Here is a 16,923-nt window from a genome sequence, read left to right on the forward strand (position 1 = left end):
GGTCGCCACGGCATGACCGATCCGCGCCTGATGACGCCGTCGCGCGTGGACGACGACGCGCAAGACGAAGCCGGCCTGCGCCCGCGCCGCCTGGACGAATACATCGGCCAGGATCGCGTGCGCGAGCAGTTGCACGTGTCGATCACGGCGGCCCGCCAGCGCGGCGAGCATCTCGATCACACGCTGCTGTACGGCCCGCCCGGCCTCGGCAAGACCACGCTCGCCTACGTGATCGCCAACGAGTTGGGCACGGCGATCCGGACCACGTCGGGGCCGGTGATCGAGAAGCCGGGCGACCTGGCCGGCATCCTGTCGAACCTGCAGCCGCGCGAGGTCCTGTTCATCGACGAGATCCACCGGATGTCGCCGGCGATCGAAGAGATCCTGTATCCGGCGATGGAAGACTTCGAGCTCGACATCGTGATTGGCCAGGGGCCCGGCGCCCGCTCGGTCAAGGTGCCGGTGGAGCCGTTCACGCTGATTGGCGCGACGACGCGGGCCGGCCTGCTGACCTCGCCGCTGCGGGCGCGCTTCGGCATCGTGCACCGGCTGGACTTCTACGACGCGCGCGACATCGAGGAGATCGTCCGCCGGTCGGCGCGCATCCTCAACGTGCCGATGGACGACGCGGCGGCGGCCGAGATTGCCGGCCGCTCGCGCGGCACCCCGCGCATCGTCAACCGGCTGCTGCGGCGCGTGCGCGACTACGCGCAGGTGCGGGCCGACGGCCGCATCACGGTGGACGTGGCGCGCGCGGCGATGGCGCTGCTCGACGTCGATCAGTACGGGTTCGACGAGAGCGATCGGCGTCTGGTGTTGACGATCATCGAGAAGTTCAACGGCGGCCCGGTGGGGTTGGGCAGCCTGGCGGCGGCGCTCAGTGAAGAAGCCGACGCCATCGAAGACATGTACGAGCCGTATCTGATCCAGATCGGCTTCCTGGAACGCACACCGCGCGGACGTGTCGCCACGGCCCGCGCTTACGAATACTTCGGGCGCACCATGCCCGGGAGGGGGTTGTTTTGAACGTCCGCCGAGTCGAAATCAAGAGCCTGGCCACCTACGTGCCGCCGCGCCTGCTGACCAACGCCGACCTCGAGAAGATGGTCGACACCACCGACGAGTGGATCATGCAGCGCACCGGCATCCGCCAGCGTCACATCGTTGATCCGGGCGTGGCGACGAGCGACCTCGCCGCGGAAGCGGCGAAGGAGGCGATCAAGCGGGCGGGCCTCAAGCCGGAGGACATCGACCTGATCATCGTCGGCACGGTGACGCCCGACATGCTGTTCCCCAGTACCGCGTGCCTGGTGCAGCACAAGATTGGGGCGACGAACGCATGGGGCTTCGACCTGTCGGCGGCCTGCTCGGCGTTTACCTATTCGCTGACCGTCGGCAGCCAGCTGGTCGCCGCCGGCGGCGTCAAGAACGCCCTGGTGATCGGCGCCGATGTCATGTCGAGCATCATCGACTACACCGATCGCGCGACCTGCGTGCTGTTCGGGGACGGCGCCGGCGCCGTCGTGCTGGCGCCGTCGTCCGATACCAACGTCGGCATTCTCGACTTCGAGCACATGATCGACGGCGCTGGCGGTTCCGCCTTGTACATGCCGGCGGGCGGCAGCCGCATGCCGGCATCGCACGAGACGGTGGACAAGCGGTTGCACTACGTGAAGCAGGACGGCCAGGCGGTGTTCAAGTTCGCCGTGCGCAAAACCGGTGAGGTTTGCGAGCGGCTGCTGAAGCGCAACAACCTCACCGGCCACGACCTCGATCTGTTCGTGTCGCACCAGGCCAACAAGCGCATCATCATGTCGGTCGCCGAACGCATCGGCATGCCCGACGAGAAGGTCGTGATCAACATCGATCGCTTCGGCAACACGACGGCCGCCACCATTCCGCTCGCGCTGAACGACGCGGTGGAAAGCGGACGCTTGAAGAAAGGCCACCTGATCATGCTCACGTCGGTGGGCGCCGGCTTCACCGTGGGATCCCTGCTTGTTCGGTGGGGTTTATAGGGTTGCACGAAATCGTGGGTGTGCCATTGCGGTACAACGATCGCCGGGAAGCGCCGAAAGGCGGCACGTAACCGCCTCACTCGCAATGCTTTGACGGTTGTGTCGTATTCTGGCACTCCGTAAATCGGCCTGATCCATATAGGGACAGTGCGCTGTAAGTAGTTTATTGGTGGGATGTTATCGGCTACAGGCATCCCAAAGGCGCAGCGCATTGCCCTTTATCGGGACATCGTCGGCAAGCACGGCAAGTGCCTATGCACGAACATTAAAGTTCTTCGTGTCGTATAGGGCGCCATGTTGCCCCCAGGTTGAGGGTGCGTTCCAGGTGTGGCTCGCGCTTTGCTAAACAGGTTTACTGATGACCTGCCTCTCTATATCCGCCGTGAGATTCGGTGGAAATACCCAGGCCGAATCGGTAAGCTGGTTGTGCTCATAACCTTGGGAACTTGATGAAAACTTTCGGCAAGACTTGCCGGTGGGCTTTAGCCGCAGTACTCGCAATGAGTGCCGTTGCGGTGCGCCCGGCGGCCGCCCAGTCCATCGATGAATCGGTGCGTGCCGCGGTGACGTCGGGATCCTCGACGCGCGTGATCATGCAGTTCGCGACGACTGCCGCGCGCGATGCCGCGTTCAACCGATTGCTCGACGGCGGTGCCGCGGTTCGCGCCACCGAGACGGAAGTCGGACCGGCCCTCGTGGTGATTGGCGGCGCGGCCATTCTCGAGCGCGAGTTCAGCGGCGCGACCCAGATCTCGGCTGACGCCAGTGTCACCGTCCTCTCAACCACGCCGGCGCGCGCCCGTTCGCCGCGCCGTTCCCCGACGCCATCAGCGATTCGCGAGGCAGCTTCATACAGCGGCCCGGCCGTCGCCATCATCGATTCCGGGATTCAGCCGCATGCCGACCTGCCGCTGAGCCGTATTCGCGTGTTCAAGGACTTCGTCGCGGGCGGACGATCCCCCGTGGACGGGTGCGGTCACGGCACACACGTCGCCGGCATCGTCGCGGGCAGCGGCGCGTCGTCAGGCCGCGTCTACCAAGGTATCGCGCCCGATGTTGACGTTGTCGCGTTACGCGTGCTTGGTAACGACTGTTCCGGGCGCACGAGTGACGTCATCGACGCGCTCGAGTGGGTGGCGCGTAACCACACTAAATACAAAATCAGGGTCGTCAACCTGTCACTCGGCCACGACGTGCTCGAGTCCATCTTCACCGACCCGCTCGTCCAGGCCGTCGAGCGCCTGTCGCGCCGCGGCGTCGTGGTGGTGACCGCCGCCGGCAACAAGGGCATCAATCCGAAGACCGGGGAACCGGGCTACGGCGGCGTGGGCGTGCCGTGCAACGCACCATCATCAGTTTGTGTCGGCGCGCTCGATACCCAGGGGACGCCGGCCCTAGACGATGACGCCGTCGCGAGGAAGAGTTCGCGTGGTCCTACCAGGTTCGACTTCCTGGCCAAGCCCGACCTGGTCGCGCCGGGCGTGAACATCATTTCCCTGGCTGCTCCGGGGAGCATGCTCTTCACCAATTATCCAACCTACCGAGTTGACGGCGGGAACACTTATTTCAAACTGTCGGGCACCAGCATGGCCTCGCCTGCCGTCGCCGGGGCCGCCGTCAGGTTGTTGCAGGCCAACCAGGGTCTTTCGGCCAACGCCGTGAAGATGGCGCTGCAGTTCACCGCGAGGATTCTCGACCAGACCGATGTGCTGACGCAGGGCGCCGGCGCGCTGAACCTGGCGGGCGCCGTAACGCTGGCGAGCGCCATCAACCCTTCGGCGCCGCTCGGGTCCAACTGGCTGACCACCAGCGTGGCGACGTTCAATTCCGATGCCAATGGCGAGCCCATCACGTGGGGCGGGCGCATCATCTACGGCGACCGTTTTATGCAGCCGCGCTACGCGGGCATCCACCTGTTCCGCTGGAGCGACGACATCGTCTGGGCCTACGACGCCCTTGCCGACAACATCGTGTGGGGCAACAACGGCGACAACATCGTCTGGGGCAACGACGACAACATTGTCTGGGGTAACGAAGACAACATCGTGTGGGGCAACGACGACAACATCGTCTGGGGCAACCTCGAAGACGCCAACATCGTGTGGGGCAACGGCGAGTCCGACAATATCGTGTGGGGCATCGACGACAACATCGTCTGGGGCAACGACGACAACATCGTCTGGGGCAACACCGACGACGACAACATCGTCTGGGGTAACGGCTTCGTCCGGGAAGTGTGGGCCGCCAACATCGTCTGGGGCTTCTGGGACGACAACATCGTGTGGGGCAACGTCAGCCGGGACGAGGTCGACAACATCGTGTGGGGCAACGACGACAACATCGTCTGGGGCAACTGCGCGATGGGCCTGGACGACAACATTGTCTGGGGCAACGACGACAACATCGTGTGGGGCAATGGCGACAACATTGTCTGGGGCAACGGCTGCTCCCGGCTGAATGCGGCGGATGACAACATCGTGTGGGGCAACAGGGTGTTGACCGGGGGAGTTCGTTAAGCCATGGAAAAGATGCCTTTCCAGCCGGAGCTCGACCGCGCCACGGCCATGCCGTCCGCGACCGCCGGCGTCACCACGACCGACTGGCGCTCCGGGCTTCCGGTGCTTGCCGGTTCGAACTTCACGCTCCGCGAACTGCGCCTCAACGACGCCGCCTCGCTGCTCGCGATGCTGACGACCGATGAAGTGGCGCGGTTCATTTCGCCGCCGCCGACCACCGTTGAAGGGTTCGAACACTTCATCGCCTGGACGCACCGCGAGCGCCTCACCGGCAATTACATCTGCTTCGGCGTGGTGCCGCAGGGCATGGACCAGGCCGTGGGTCTCTTCCAACTGCGCTCCCTCGAACCCGGGTTCGGTTCCTGCGAGTGGGGCTTCGCCCTGGGTTCCGCGTTCTGGGGCACCGGCGTATTCGTGGACGGGGCGCGCCTCATCCTCAACTTCGCGGTTGACGTCGTCGGCGCGCAGCGCCTCGAGGCGCGCGCGGCGGTGGCCAACGGCCGCGGCAACGGCGCCCTCCGGAAGATCGGCGCCGTGCAGGAGGGCGTGCTGCGCCGTTCGTTCCTGCGCAACGGCCAGTATCACGACCAGGTGTTGTGGTCGATCCTCGCGGAGGATTGGCGCCTGCAGCGGCTTGATCAGCAGCCGGTCAGCGTTCACTAACAGTCACAAGTTCGCTATACGTAAAGGCCCGAATGCCTCCAGGGGGTGTTCGGGCTATTTTTTTCCATGGGCCGCGGTTGCCGGAGGCTCGAAGGACGCGCCTCGTGAACGTCAGCGATTTCGATTTCCACCTGCCCGACGATCTCATCGCGCAGAGCCCGCCGTCCGAACGGGGGGCGTCACGGCTGCTGGCGCTCGACCGCGTCAGCGGACGCGTGTCGCATCACCAGTTTGCCGACCTGCCGGCGCTGTTGCGTCCCGGCGATCTGCTCATCGTCAACGACACCCGCGTTTTTCCAGCGCGGCTCATCGGCCGCCGGTTGCCTGGCGGTGGGGCGGCCGAGTGCTTTCTCGTCCGTCCCACCGGCGCTGCCGACGAGTGGATCGCGCTGGTGCATCCCGGCCAGCGGCTGCGCGAAGGGTCGCGGATGGTGTTCGAGTCCGGCCCCCTTCGCCTGACCGCCGAGGTGGTGGGGATGCACTTCCACGGCCGCCGCACCGTCCGGCTGTGGACCGAGGATGGCTCCGGCGTGCGCGACGCGATTGACGCGATTGGCCACATGCCGCTGCCGCCTTACATCAAGCGAAGCGATGCGCCCGCGGACCGCGAGCGCTACCAGACCGTGTTTGCGCGCGAGGGCGGTTCGATCGCCGCGCCGACGGCCGGCCTGCACTTCACGCCGTCATTGCTCGAGGCCCTCGCCGCCCGCGGCGTTGAGCGCGCCGCGGTGACCCTGCACGTCGGCTACGGCACTTTCCAGCCGATACGGGTGGAGCGCGTCGAGGATCACCAGATGGAGGCGGAACACTACGAAGTGTCCGCCGCGACGGCGGCGGCGCTGACCGCCGCGAAGCGCGAGCACCGGCGGATCATCACCGTCGGCACGACCTCCACGCGGACCGTGGAGTCGTTGACGATCGATCCCGAGGGCGCGGTGCAGGCGGGACGAGGGGAGACGTCGCTCTTCATTCATCCCGGCTACCAGTTCCGCCTGGTCTCCGGCGTGGTGACCAACTTCCACCTGCCGCGTTCGTCGCTGATCATGCTGGTGTCGGCGCTGGCGGGACGGGAGCACGTGCTGGCCGCCTACGAGGCTGCCGTCAGGGAGCGCTATCGGTTCTATAGTTACGGGGACGCGATGCTCGTTCTCTGACGGGAGACACCACCCGCCGGGAGGGCACTGCCCGTCGGGAGGACACTTCTTGTCGGGATCACATTCATGAAACTGCCATACGAAGAGTTCGATCTCTCTGGCGTGAAGACGTATCCGCTGCGCTCGCGCGCGAGCAAGGTGACGCTGGCGCAGTTCGCCACACCGTACAAGAAGGGCTCCGGCGTGGAGGGGTTGCTGACGTCGCTGCCGTCGCTGCTCGCGGCGAGCGACTTCGCGGCCGTGGTGAAGGCCATCCTCACCGCCCGCCGGGATGGGCGCGCCATCATCTGGGGGCTTGGGGCTCACGTCATGAAGACGGGGCTGTCCCCGGTGCTGGTGGACCTGATGGAGCGGGGCTTCGTGTCGGCCGTCGCCACCAACGGCGCGGGCATCATCCACGACTTCGAAATTGCCTTGTCGGGCGCGACCTCGGAAGACGTCGATGCGACGCTCGGCCCCGGCACCTTCGGCATGGCCGAAGAGACCGGGACTCAGCTGAACCAGGCGATCATCGACGGCGCCGCCGCGGGCCTGGGCCTGGGGCAGGCGGTCGGCAGGTTCCTGGTCGAGCACCGCGCGCCGTTCGCGCCGATCAGCATTGCCGCGGCCGCCCATCGCCTCGGCATTCCGGTCACGGCCCATGTCGCGATCGGCACCGACATCATTCACATGCACCCGCTCGCGTCCGGCGCCGCGATCGGCGAGGCCAGCCTCCGGGACTTCAAGTACTTCACATCGTCAGTGGCGAAGCTGGAGGGCGGCGTTTACCTGAACTGCGGATCGGCCGTGGTGTTGCCTGAAGTGTTCCTGAAGGCCGTCGCCATTGCCCGCAACGACGGCCGCTCGCTGGACGGGTTGACCACCGTCAACCTGGACTTCCTGCGGCACTACCGGCCGCTCACCAACGTGGTGTCGCGGCCGACCGCGGGCACGGGGAAGGGCTATGCGCTGACGGGGCATCACGAGATCATGGTCCCCCTGCTCGCCGCCGCGCTGCTGGAGGGGTTGTAGCGCCAATCAGGTGGATCTTGCCGGGTTCGGTGGCGCTGAAGTACCATCAAAGATTCGTGCCGGAGTAGCTCAGCCGGTTAGAGCACGCGTCTCATAAGCGCGGGGTCGGCAGTTCGAGTCTGCCCTCCGGCACCACCGCATTACCGCAGGGTCACGGCGTCCGTCGCCGTGCCCGTGCCGGCCGCAAGCCGTTCCGGGTCAAGGATACTGATGGCGCGCCTTATCGATCGCGTTCGCCGCTACGCCGCGCAGCATGCGCTGTGGAGGGCGGACCCGCGCGTGATCGTCGCGATGTCGGGAGGGTCGGATTCGGTGGCGCTGTTCTTCCTGCTCCGCGAGCTCGCGGCCAGCGGGGATTGCGCGTTGGCCGGCGTCGCGCACCTGCACCACCACATTCGCGGCCAGGCGGCCGACGAGGACGCGGCGTTTTGTCGCAACCTGGCGCTGCGAACCGGCGTGCCCGCCGTGATCGGCGACGCCGACGTGCCGGCGCTGGCCGCGCGCGACGGCGTCTCGATGGAAGTGGCCGGCCGTCACGCGCGGCAGGGCTTCTACCTCGAGGCGCAGGCCACGCTCAACGCCGCGCGCGTCGCCGTGGCACACACGCGTGACGATCAAGCGGAGACCGTGCTGCTGCGCCTGGTCCGTGGCGCGGGCTCCGCCGGCCTGTCGGGCATGGCGCCCCGCCGCGATCACCTCGTCCGGCCGCTCCTCGAGATCACCCGCGCCGAGCTGCGCGCGTATCTCGACGAGATCGGCGAGCCGTGGCGCGAAGACGCGACCAACGCCGACCGCGCCATTCCGCGCAACCTGATTCGCCACGAGGTGTTGCCGCGGCTGCGCCAGCTGAACGCGCAAGCGGATGCGGCACTGGCGCGCGCCGCCGACATCCTGAGGACCGACGCCGCGTTTCTCGACAGCCTTGCCAGCGAAGCCGCCGCCCGGCTCGTCAGACTTGAGGAAGGCCCGCCTTCGCGGCCGGAGGCCGCTTCCGCCTTCGCTGAAGCTGCGGCGGACAAGTCGGCGAGGTCTCGCCGTAGCTCGCTTGACGGCTCGCAAGCGGAGGCGGATGCCTCAGGTGCATCGGGTGCATCGGGTGCGCCGCGACGAATCGCGATCGATGCCGAAGAGCTGGGGCGGCTGCCGTTGGCACTGGCGCGACGGGTAGCGCTGAGGGCGCTCGAAACCGCCAACCCGTCCCGCTCGTATGGCTTAGAAGAGGCCCAACTGCTCTGCGAGGCGGCCGCCGGCGGTGCCGGGGCCAGCCTTGCGGGCCTCGACATGGAACGTTTCGGCGCCAGCGTTGTCTTAGTAAGTAGGGCCCGCCGACGCGGCCAAAGGCCGCTACGGCGAGGTCTCGCCGAAGCTCGCGAGCAATCTGGCGAGCGGAGGCGGATGCCAAGCGCCGATCAGTTCGAACTCCAGCTCGGGATCCCTGGCGCGGTGACCGCACCGCATGGGCGCTGGACGCTGACGGCTGCGGGGCCGATGCCGCGGCCCGAGGCGATGGCGGCCGAAGCGGGACAGGTGATGGTGGATGCCGGCACCTTGAGCCCCGGCCTCATCGTCCGGCCGCGCCGCCCCGGGGATCGTCTGCATCCTCTAGGCGCACCCGGACGAAAGAAGGTGCAAGACGTGTTCGTGGACCGCAAGATTCCGCGAGACGAACGCGATCGAGAGCCCATCGTGACTGACGAAATGGGCAGGATTGTGTGGGTGGCGGGGCAGGTTTTGGCCGAGCCCTTTCGGGTGACCCCGCTCACTATGACCGTGGTAGTCTTGACCCTGAGGCGCCAGTAGCCGCGCCTGGAGGCAGTGTTGAACACGACAGTAAAGAGCGTCGTTTTCTGGGTGGCGATGATCGTGCTGGTCGCCCTTGTCTGGAACTTCTCGTCGCGCTTCCAGCAGCGGGAGTCGCCCATCAGCTTCAGCGAGTTCGTCGCGTGGGTTGACTCGGGCCAGGTGGCGCGCGTCAAGATCACCGGCAACGAACTGACGGGCCTGACCCAGGCCAAGGAAAACTTCCGCACCTACGTTCCCTTCCAGTACGAAGGCCTCGTCAATCGCCTGATTGACAAGAAGGTGATCGTGGAAGCGAAGGAGCCGACGGCCTCGCCGTGGGCCGCGCTGCTGCTGTCGTGGGCGCCCATCCTGCTGCTGATTGGTTTCTGGATCTTCTTCATGCGCCAGGTGCAGAGCGGCGGCAACAAGGCGCTGTCGTTCGGCAAGAGCAAGGCGAAGCTGTCCTCGTCCGCGCAGAAGAAGGTGACGTTCCGTGACGTGGCCGGCGCCGAAGAGGCGAAGAGCGAGCTGCAGGAAATCATCGAGTTCCTCAAGGAACCGCAGAAGTTCCAGAAGCTTGGCGGCCGCATTCCGAAGGGCGTGCTGCTGATGGGGCCTCCGGGAACGGGCAAGACGCTGCTGGCGCGCGCGGTGGCCGGTGAGGCCAACGTGCCGTTCTTCTCGATCAGCGGTTCCGACTTCGTCGAGATGTTCGTCGGCGTCGGCGCCTCGCGCGTGCGCGACCTGTTCGAGCAGGGCAAGAAGAACGCGCCCTGCATCATCTTCATCGACGAGATCGACGCGGTCGGCCGTCATCGCGGCGCCGGTCTCGGCGGCGGTCACGACGAGCGCGAGCAGACCCTCAACCAGTTGCTGGTCGAGATGGACGGCTTTGAGTCGAACGAGGGCGTCATCCTGATGGCCGCGACCAACCGGCCCGACGTGCTGGATCCGGCGCTGCTGCGCCCCGGCCGCTTCGATCGCCGCGTGATCGTCAACCGTCCCGACGTGCGCGGACGCGAAGGCATTCTCGCCGTCCACACCCGCAAGATCCCGATGTCGGACGATGTCGACATCAAGATCCTGGCGCGCGGCACCGTCGGCTTCACCGGCGCCGACCTCGCCAACCTGGTGAACGAAGCGGCGCTCAACGCCGCGCGCGACGGCAAGAAGCTGGTCTCGATGTACCACTTCGAGTACGCCAAGGACAAGGTGATGATGGGCGCCGAACGGCGCTCGATGATCGTCACCGAGGAAGAGAAGAAGGTCACCGCCATCCACGAGGCCGGCCACGCGCTGCTCGGCATCCTGCTGCCGTTCGCCGACCCGCTGCACAAGGTGACCATCGTCCCGCGCGGCATGGCGCTCGGCCTGACGATGTCGCTGCCGACCGACGAGAAGCACAACTACTCGAAGAACTACCTGGTCGATCAGATCGGCATCCTGCTCGGCGGCCGCATCGCCGAAGAGATCACCACCGGCAACATCACCACCGGCGCCGGCAACGACCTCGAGCGCGCCACCGACCTCGCCCGCCGCATGGTGTGCGAGTGGGGCATGAGCGAGTCGATGGGCCCGCTCACCTTCGGCAAGAAGGAAGAGCAGATCTTTCTCGGCCGCGAGATCGCGCAGCACTCCGACTACAGCGAAGACACCGCGCTCAAGATCGACGGCGAGGTCAAGCGCATCGTCAACGACCAGTACCACCGGTGCACGACGCTGCTCACCGAGCACAAGCAGCGGCTGATGGACATTGCCGACGCGCTGCTCGCGCGGGAGGTGCTCGACGCCGACCAGGTCCGCCGGCTCGCGTATGGCCACCCCCTGGACGACGCCCCGGCCGCGGACGCCTCGTCGCCGGACGCGCCGGCGGCGCGCGAGAAGGACCGGCCGTCGCTGGTGCCGCCCATGCAACCGATTCAAAAGCCGCTCACGCAGGAGTGATCGCCGCTTCCCGTCGGCCGTTCACGGTTCCACTTCCGGGCCGGGCTCCTCTGGTGCTCGGCCCGCGCACTTTGGTGATGGGTGTGATCAACGTCACGCCCGATTCCTTCTCAGACGGCGGTGTCGCGCTCGACCCGGCCCGGGCGGCCGAGATCGCGGTGGCCATGGAAGCGGCCGGCGCCGACATCATCGACATCGGCGCCGAGTCGACGCGGCCCGGCGCCACGCCGGTCGGCACCGCCGACGAGCTGGCCCGCGTGCGGCCGGTGCTTCAGGCCGTGGCGGCACGGGTTCGCGTGCCGATCTCCATCGATACCTACAAATCCGAGGTGGCGGAACTGGCCCTTGGCGAGGGCGCCTCGATGGTCAACGACATCAGCGGCCTGCAGTACGACCCGCGCCTGGGCGGCCTCACGGCGTCCAGGGGCGCGCCGATTGTCCTGATGCACACCCGCGGACGGCCGCAGGACATGTACGCGCACGCTGACTACGGGGATGTGGTGGGCGAGGTTGCCGCCGACCTGCGGCGGGCGGTCGAGCGCGCCCTGGCCGCGGGCATTGCGCGCGACCTTATTCTGCTCGACCCTGGCCTGGGTTTCGCCAAGCGCGCGGCCCAGAGCCTGGCGGCCTTGGTGGGGCTCGATCGGCTGGCCGGGCTCGGGTTTCCGCTCCTGGCCGGGCCCTCGCGCAAGTCGTTCTTGACCGTGGCGACGGGCGCGCTGGACCCTGAAGACCGCGATTGGGCGACGGCCGCCGCCATCACCGCCGCCATCCTGGGCGGCGCCCACATCGTCCGGGTGCATCGCGTCGCGGAGATGGTTCACGTCGCCCGGGCCGCCGACGCCATTCGCGCCGCCGCGTCCCCCGCGCCAAACCTGTAGGTTTGGCGATGGTGCCGGACAAACCTAAGGGTTTGTCCCCACCCCGCACTAAAATACCGAAGCGTCCATGTCGTTCCTCAACGAGCTGCTTCAACGGCCGCCGGTCACCTGGTGGGACGTCCTCGACATCCTGATCGTCTCGATCATGGTGTACGAGCTGCTCAAGCTGATTCGCGGCACCCGGGCCGTGCAGCTGGCGGTGGGCATCGCATTCTTCGTCGGGCTGTTCTACGTTTCGCGCGGCTTTCAGCTTGAAACCGTCAACTGGCTGATCCGCAACATCATCGGCTACGTGGTGTTTGCCGGCATCGTGCTGCTGCAGGCCGACATCCGCCGCGCCCTGGTGCATCTGGGCCGCGGCCGGCTGTTTCGCCGCCTCAACCGCAAGGTGAGCGACGACGACACGATTGAAGAGCTGGTGGTGGCCGCCTCCGCGCTGGCGGCCAAGAAGACCGGCGCCATCATCGTGGTCGAGCGGTCGATTGGCCTGCGCAACTACATCGAGAGCGGCATTCCGCTCGATGCGCGCCTGACTTACGACCTGCTGGTCAGCATCTTCCAGCCCACCTCGCCCCTGCATGACGGCGCGGTGATCGTGCAGCGGGATCGGGCGGCGGCCGCGGCGTGCTTCCTGCCGCTGACCGTCAACCCGCGGCTGAACCGGGAGCTGGGCTCCCGCCACCGGGCGGCCATCGGCATCACCGAGGAGAACGACGCGATCGCGATCGTGGTGTCGGAAGAGACCGGGCGCATCTCGCTGGTGGAAGACGGCGATCTCGAGTACGACATGAACGCGGAGCGGCTGCGCGCGCGCCTGAAGGCGCTGGTCACCCTGCGCCCCGCCAACGGCAAGCCACGACAGCCGGGATACTCATTCAGCTGATGGCGTATCACCCCTTTCGCAATCTCGGGCTCAAGTTCCTGTCGATCTGCATCGCCGTGCTGCTGTGGCTGGTCGTGGCGGGCGAGCGGGTCGTGGAGCGCGTGCTGCGCGCGCCGGTCGAGTTCCAGAACCTGCCCAACGGGCTCGAGCTGGTCGGCAACCTGCCCGACACAGTGGAAGTGCGCCTGCGCGGGTCGTCCGGCGCGCTCAGCCGCATGGGTCCGGGCGACCTGTCGGCCGTGCTCGACTTGCGCACCGCGCGGCCCGGCCGCCGGCTGTTCCACCTCACGCCGACGCAGGTGACCGTGCCCTACGGCGTCAACGTGGTGCAGGTCGGGCCGTCGACGTTGACGATGGAGTTCGAGATGGCGGGCGTGCGCATGGTTCCAGTGGAGCCCGACATCGAAGGGCGGCCCGCGCCCGGCTACGAAGTGACGAAGGTGACGAGCGATCCGCAAACCGTGGAAGTGGCGGGGCCGGAGAGCGCGGTGAAGCGGCTCGCCGCCGCGATGACCGAACCCGTCGTGATTACCAACGAAACGCGATCGGTACGCGAAGTCGTGACCATTGGCGTCCAGGACGCGAGCCTCAGGCTGCGGTCGCCGCAAACCGCGGTGGTCACCGTGACCATTTCCCCCAAGCAACCATGAAACTGTTCGGAACTGATGGCATTCGAGGCAAGGCCGGCGTGGCGCCGCTGGAGCCGGCGACGGTCGCCCGTGTCGGCGCGGCGTTGGTCCGGTCGCTGATGGACGGGCCATCGCCGCATCGATTCGTGATCGGGCGCGACACGCGCGAGTCGGGCGAATGGATCGAGCAGGAGCTGGCCCGCGGGCTGACCAGCGAGGGGGCCACGGTGGTGAGTGCCGGCGTGGTGCCGACCCCCGCCATCGCCTACCTCGCGCGCACCGAAGGCTTCGACGCCGGCCTGGTGATCTCCGCCTCGCACAATCCCTACGAAGATAACGGCATCAAGGTGTTCGGCGGCTCCGGCGTCAAGCTCACCGCCGCGCTCGAGGCCTCGGTGGAGGCGCTGGTGGCCGATCGGTCCTGGAGCGTCGGCGCCGCGCCTGGCGTGATCGACCGGCAGGACCTGACGGGCCATTACCTCGCGCATCTCGAACAGATCATGGATGACGCCGGGCCGCTCGCCGGCTCGCCCATCGTGGTGGACTGCGCGAATGGCGCCACCGCCGGCATCGCCCCCGCCTTCCTGTCGTCGCTCGGGTTCGACGTCCGGCCCATCGGCGTGACGCCGGATGGCCGCAACATCAACCTCGATTGCGGGTCCACGCACCTCGCCGGGTTGGCCCGCGAAGTGGTGGCGTCGGGCGCCCGCCTCGGCATCGCGTTTGACGGCGACGGCGACCGCGCGTTGTTCGTGGATGCCTCGGGCGCGGTGGTGGACGGCGACGCGGTGCTGCTGATCGCGGCGTTGCACCTGAAGCAGGAGGGCCGGTTGCCCGGCAACGCCGTGGTGTCCACGGTGATGAGCAACATCGGGCTCGAGCTGGCGCTTCGCGATCGCGGCATCAGCCTGGTGCGGACGGCGGTGGGCGACAAGTACGTGATGGAAGAGATGGTCAAGCGCGGCTACGCCCTCGGCGGCGAACAGTCGGGCCACATCATCTTCGCGGATCACCTGTTCACCGGCGATGGGTTGGCCACGGCGCTGAACGTGCTGCGGATCATGGCGCAGTCGGGCAAGGAGCTGGCCGAACTGGCCGGCCCGCTGGTCACCTATCCGCAGGTCTTGGTCAACGTGCGCGTGAAGCAGAAGACCGACTACCTGGAGGTGCCGGCGATTGCCGCCACGGTCAGGCGCGTGGAAGACGGACTGTCGGGCCACGGCCGGTTGCTGGTCCGCTATTCGGGCACCGAGCCGCTGCTGCGCATCATGCTCGAGGGCAAGGACCAGGCCGAGATTCGGACGTGGGCGGATGAGATCGCGGCGGTCGTAAAGGAGCACCTTGCCTAAGCTCTCGGTCAACGTCAACAAGGTGGCGACCGTGCGCAACTCGCGCGGCGGCAGCCTGCCGTCGGTGATCGAGGCGGTGCGCACGTGCATCGACGCCGGCGCGCCCGGCATCACCGTGCATCCGCGCGCCGACGCCCGGCACATCACGACCGCCGATGTTCACGACATTGCCGCGGAGCTGGCGCCGCTCAAGGGTCGCGTCGAGTTCAACATCGAAGGCGATCCGCGGCCCGATCTCATCGACCTGGTGCTGGCGGTGAAGCCGGACCAGTGCACGCTGGTGCCGGTGGCCCCGGGCGAGATCACGAGCCAGGCCGGTTGGCCCGCGGATACGCCGCAGGACGTGCTGGCCGGTGTGATCGGCGCGATGACGGCGGCGGGCGTCCGCGTCAGCCTGTTCGTGGACCCCGAGCCGGCCGCCATTCGCTGGGCCAAGGCCATGGGCGCCGATCGCGTCGAGTTGTACACGGAGCCGTTCGCCCGCGCCTTCGAGCGCGGCCCGGCGGCCGCGGACGCGAGCTTCGCGCACTACGTGGAAGCGTCCACGCTCGCGTTCGAGCTCGGCGTCGGCGTCAATGCCGGGCACGATCTCGACCTGAAGAACCTCACGCTGTTCCGCACGCTGCCGCACCTGGACGAAGTGTCCATTGGCCACGCCCTCATCAGCCGGGCGATCTTCGTCGGCCTCAACCGCGTGGTCAGAGAATATCTGGCGGCACTGAATGGCTGATGTGGCGTCCGGCTTCTTGACCGCCGTAGCCTCGGCGAAGGTGGTTAGCCGGACCATTGCCATCGCACTCGCGGCCATGGCGCTGCTCGCGCCGCCCGCCGACGCCTCCGGCCGCGCCGTCACGATCGCCTCCCTCGACGGCGTCACCCTCGCCGGCGAACTCTACGAAGCCTCATCGCGCCCGGCGCCGGCCGTGGTGCTCGTGCACATGTTCACGCGCAGCAAGGCCGATTGGGGCAGCCTTCCCGACAAGATCCAGGACGCCGGTATTACCGCGCTGACCATCGATCTGCGCGGCCACGGCGGGTCGTCCGGCTCCCCCCAGAGCCTCGCCGACATGGTGCAGGACGTGCGTGCGGCGGCGCAGTGGCTGGCGGCCCGGCCGGGCGTGCGGCCCGGGTCCATCGGCCTGGTGGGCGCGTCGCTCGGCGCCAGCCTGTCGCTGCTGGCGGCCCCCGACCTGCCGGCGGTTCGGGCGATCGCGCTGCTGTCGCCGTCCCTCGACTATCGCGGCCTGCGCACCGACGTGAACCTGGTAAAGCGGATTGGCGGCCGCGCCCTGTGGCTGGCCGCCAGCGCCGAGGACCCGCTGGCGTTGCGGACCCTGCGTGACTTTGCGGCCGAGCCATCGGGACCGCGCGAACAAATGATTTCGAATGCGGTCGCCCACGGCACGGCCCTCCTGGAGCGCGACGCCGACGTCGGCCGCGCGCTGGTGGACTGGCTACGGCGCTCGTTGCTATCCTGAGGGTTCCCATGAGAGCGGATGCAATCGTCTTCGCCGTTGCCGGATCGCTGTTCGGCCTGATCATCGGTTGGGTGCTGGGCACCCAGAATGCGGCCGGCAGGGCGCCAGCCGCGCCGGTGGCCCAGGCGGCCCCGGCTGCGGCCGGGGCGCCGGGGGCCCAGGCGCCGCCCCCGCTGGACCCGGCCCGCGTGCAGGCATTGCAGGTGGTCGCCGAGAAGGACCCGAAGAACATCGAGTCGCGCGTGCAGCTCGGCAACCTCTTCTTCGACGCCGAGCAGTATTCCCAGTCCATCTCGTGGTACGAACAGGCCCTCGCGCTCAATCCCGCCGACGCCAACGTGTCGACCGACCTGGGCGTGGCGTACTACTACACGAACCAGCCCGACCGTGCCCTGGCGCAGTTCGACAAGTCGCTGGCCGCCGATCCCAAGCACATCAAGACGCTGTTGAACGTCGGCATCGTCCGCGCGTTCGGCAAGAGCGACATGGCCGGCGCCGCGAAGGCGTGGGAGCAGGTGGTGGCGATCTCGCCGGACTCGCCGGAAGGACTGGCCGCCAAGAAGGGGCTCGAGGGCGTGAAGAACACCACGGCCGGCACCGCGGGAAAGTAGCGCG

Annotated in this window: 15 protein-coding genes and 1 tRNA gene; all 16 read left to right on the forward strand. The window is 67.6% G+C overall.

The genetic code is table 11. The annotated features are described in order from the left end of the window. Nucleotides 1-12: 12 nt before the first annotated feature. Nucleotides 13-1,026, forward strand: a complete 1,014-nt coding sequence (gene ruvB / locus WC815_20670) for a Holliday junction branch migration DNA helicase RuvB (GenBank protein MFA5911195.1) — start codon at nucleotides 13-15, stop codon at nucleotides 1,024-1,026. Next, entirely contained in the window at nucleotides 1,023-2,018 is a 996-nt protein-coding gene (locus WC815_20675; GenBank protein ID MFA5911196.1) for a beta-ketoacyl-ACP synthase III, read from the forward strand. The genes ruvB and WC815_20675 overlap by 4 nt, the downstream gene beginning before the upstream one ends. A 500-nt stretch (nucleotides 2,019-2,518) precedes the next feature. Beyond that, complete coding sequence (locus WC815_20680; protein ID MFA5911197.1) at nucleotides 2,519-4,534, forward strand: S8 family peptidase; 2,016 nt, start codon at nucleotides 2,519-2,521, stop codon at nucleotides 4,532-4,534. A 3-nt stretch (nucleotides 4,535-4,537) separates the two neighbouring features. Further along, nucleotides 4,538-5,197, forward strand: a complete 660-nt coding sequence (locus WC815_20685; protein MFA5911198.1) for a GNAT family protein — start codon at nucleotides 4,538-4,540, stop codon at nucleotides 5,195-5,197. A 104-nt stretch (nucleotides 5,198-5,301) separates the two neighbouring features. Next, complete coding sequence (gene queA, locus WC815_20690; GenBank protein MFA5911199.1) at nucleotides 5,302-6,351, forward strand: tRNA preQ1(34) S-adenosylmethionine ribosyltransferase-isomerase QueA; 1,050 nt, start codon at nucleotides 5,302-5,304, stop codon at nucleotides 6,349-6,351. A 66-nt stretch (nucleotides 6,352-6,417) separates the two neighbouring features. Continuing rightward, nucleotides 6,418-7,362, forward strand: a complete 945-nt coding sequence (locus WC815_20695; GenBank protein ID MFA5911200.1) for a hypothetical protein — start codon at nucleotides 6,418-6,420, stop codon at nucleotides 7,360-7,362. A 58-nt stretch (nucleotides 7,363-7,420) separates the two neighbouring features. Beyond that, nucleotides 7,421-7,497, forward strand: a tRNA-Met gene (locus tag WC815_20700). 75 nt (nucleotides 7,498-7,572) lie between these two features. Beyond that, nucleotides 7,573-9,162 (forward strand): tRNA lysidine(34) synthetase TilS, encoded by a 1,590-nt coding sequence (gene tilS, locus WC815_20705; protein MFA5911201.1) that lies wholly within the window; start codon nucleotides 7,573-7,575, stop codon nucleotides 9,160-9,162. An 18-nt stretch (nucleotides 9,163-9,180) separates the two neighbouring features. Continuing rightward, nucleotides 9,181-11,088 (forward strand): ATP-dependent zinc metalloprotease FtsH, encoded by a 1,908-nt coding sequence (gene ftsH, locus WC815_20710; GenBank protein MFA5911202.1) that lies wholly within the window; start codon nucleotides 9,181-9,183, stop codon nucleotides 11,086-11,088. A 77-nt stretch (nucleotides 11,089-11,165) separates the two neighbouring features. After that, the gene (folP, locus tag WC815_20715) at nucleotides 11,166-11,969 is read left to right on the forward strand and encodes a dihydropteroate synthase (protein MFA5911203.1); all 804 of its coding nucleotides are present in this window, start codon (nucleotides 11,166-11,168) and stop codon (nucleotides 11,967-11,969) included. A gap of 67 nt (nucleotides 11,970-12,036) precedes the next feature. Beyond that, on the forward strand, nucleotides 12,037-12,852 hold the full coding sequence (gene cdaA / locus WC815_20720; protein ID MFA5911204.1) for a diadenylate cyclase CdaA: 816 nt from the start codon (nucleotides 12,037-12,039) through the stop codon (nucleotides 12,850-12,852). Further along, nucleotides 12,852-13,502 (forward strand): CdaR family protein, encoded by a 651-nt coding sequence (locus tag WC815_20725; GenBank protein ID MFA5911205.1) that lies wholly within the window; start codon nucleotides 12,852-12,854, stop codon nucleotides 13,500-13,502. The genes cdaA and WC815_20725 overlap by 1 nt, the downstream gene beginning before the upstream one ends. Continuing rightward, nucleotides 13,499-14,830: a phosphoglucosamine mutase gene (gene glmM / locus WC815_20730; GenBank protein ID MFA5911206.1), complete on the forward strand. Its 1,332-nt coding sequence runs from the start codon at nucleotides 13,499-13,501 to the stop codon at nucleotides 14,828-14,830. Before WC815_20725 ends, glmM begins: the two co-directional genes overlap by 4 nt. Next, nucleotides 14,823-15,560 (forward strand): pyridoxine 5'-phosphate synthase, encoded by a 738-nt coding sequence (locus WC815_20735; GenBank protein ID MFA5911207.1) that lies wholly within the window; start codon nucleotides 14,823-14,825, stop codon nucleotides 15,558-15,560. Before glmM ends, WC815_20735 begins: the two co-directional genes overlap by 8 nt. Continuing rightward, nucleotides 15,553-16,308, forward strand: coding sequence for an alpha/beta fold hydrolase (locus WC815_20740; protein ID MFA5911208.1), 756 nt, complete (start codon nucleotides 15,553-15,555; stop codon nucleotides 16,306-16,308). Before WC815_20735 ends, WC815_20740 begins: the two co-directional genes overlap by 8 nt. Before the next feature lie 8 nt (nucleotides 16,309-16,316). Beyond that, nucleotides 16,317-16,919 (forward strand): tetratricopeptide repeat protein, encoded by a 603-nt coding sequence (locus tag WC815_20745; GenBank protein ID MFA5911209.1) that lies wholly within the window; start codon nucleotides 16,317-16,319, stop codon nucleotides 16,917-16,919. Nucleotides 16,920-16,923: the final 4 nt, after the last annotated feature.

The sequence above is a fragment of the Vicinamibacterales bacterium genome (assembly GCA_041659285.1).
GTDB lineage: Bacteria > Acidobacteriota > Vicinamibacteria > Vicinamibacterales > UBA2999 > 12-FULL-67-14b.